Annotated in this window: 1 protein-coding gene and 1 pseudogene; both read right to left on the reverse strand. The window is 58.7% G+C overall.

Features of this window, described 5'->3' with window-relative positions; translation table 11 throughout:
* A pseudogene (gene nodQ / locus FB009_RS32545) lies at positions 1-728 on the reverse strand (bifunctional sulfate adenylyltransferase/adenylyl-sulfate kinase NodQ); the annotation flags it as partial.
* Positions 728-1531, reverse strand: an 804-nt coding sequence (cysD, locus tag FB009_RS32550; protein WP_145162743.1) for a sulfate adenylyltransferase subunit CysD, incomplete at its 5' end; no start/stop codon positions are given. The gene cysD and the pseudogene nodQ, both read right to left, overlap by 1 nt.

Genomic DNA, 1531 nt, shown 5'->3' on the forward strand with positions numbered 1-1531 from the left:
CGGAAAGGCTTGGCCTGGTCCATGGGCTCGAGCTCTACCGTTTCCAGATATTCGAGCAGCGCCGCCCCTCTGTACCAAGGTGTATTGGGTGAAGCTGAAATGACGTTGTCGCCGTCTCGTGCTGAGATCGGTATCGGCCGAATGCTGGCAAAACCGAGCTCTTTCGCAAAAGCCATGTAGTCGGCGACGATTTCGTCATAGACCTGCTGTCGAAAGTCTACGAGATCGATCTTGTTGACTGCCAGCACGACATGACGGATGCCCAGAAGCGAGGCGATATAGGAATGCCGCCGCGTCTGCTGAAGAATGCCCTGCCGGCTGTCGATGAGGATGATGGCAAGATCCGCCGTCGAAGCGCCGGTCACCATGTTGCGCGTATATTCTTCGTGACCGGGCGTGTCGGCAACGATGAACTTGCGCTTCGACGTCGCGAAATAGCGGTAGGCGACGTCGATGGTGATCCCCTGTTCGCGCTCGGCCTCGAGCCCGTCGAGAAGCAAAGCGAGATCGATTTCCTTGCCATTGGCACCACCGGGAGAGCCGACACGTCCGAGGTTTGCGAGCTGGTCCTCGAAGATCAGTTTCGCATCATAGAGCAGCCGGCCGATCAAGGTGGATTTGCCGTCGTCGACCGAACCGCATGTGATGAATCGCAGGATCGACTTGTTGTCGTGCTCAACCAGATGCGCTTCAATGTCATGCGGCGGTATGGATTGAACATATGACATCAGAAGTAGCCCTCCCGCTTCTTTTTCTCCATTGCCCCGACTTCATCCGAGTCGATCAGGCGGCTCTGTCGTTCGGACGTGCGGACCGTCAGCATTTCCCGCAATATGTCGGGAACCGTGGCAGCCTCGGACTCGACCGCCCCGGTCAGCGGATAGCAGCCGAGGGTACGGAAACGCACCTGATGCTCAAGAACCTCCTCTCCGGGCTGGATCGGCATCCGCTCATCATCGACCATGATCAGCGTTCCGTCGCGCTTTACGACGGGCCGCCGGGCCGCGAAATAAAGCGGCACGATCGGAATGTCCTCGCGCAGGATGTATTGCCAGATGTCGAATTCGGTCCAGTTGGAGAGCGGGAAGACACGCATCGTTTCACCCGGCGCGACCCGCGTATTATAGGTTTTCCACATCTCGGGGCGCTGACGCTTCGGATCCCAGCCGTGCTGGGCACTGCGAATGGAAAAGATGCGCTCCTTGGCGCGTGACTTCTCCTCGTCCCGCCGCGCGCCCGCCAGCGCCGCGTCGAAACCGTATTTCTCCAGCGCCTGCCGCAGTCCCATCGTCTTCATGACGTGGGTGTGAACGTTGGAGCCGTGCGTGAAGGGGCCGATGCCCTGATCGATCCCGTCCTGATTGACATGGACGAGCAGGTCGAAGCCGAGCTCTCGCGCCATCCGATCACGGAACTCGATCATTTCCCGGAACTTCCATTTCGTATCGACGTGCAGGAATGGAAAGGGCGGTTTTCCGGGATAGAACGCCTTCATTGCCAGATGCAGCAATACGGAGGAGTCCTTACCGAT

Origin of the sequence: Sinorhizobium medicae (genome assembly GCF_007827695.1) — a bacterium.
Classification (GTDB): Bacteria; Pseudomonadota; Alphaproteobacteria; order Rhizobiales; family Rhizobiaceae; genus Sinorhizobium; species Sinorhizobium medicae.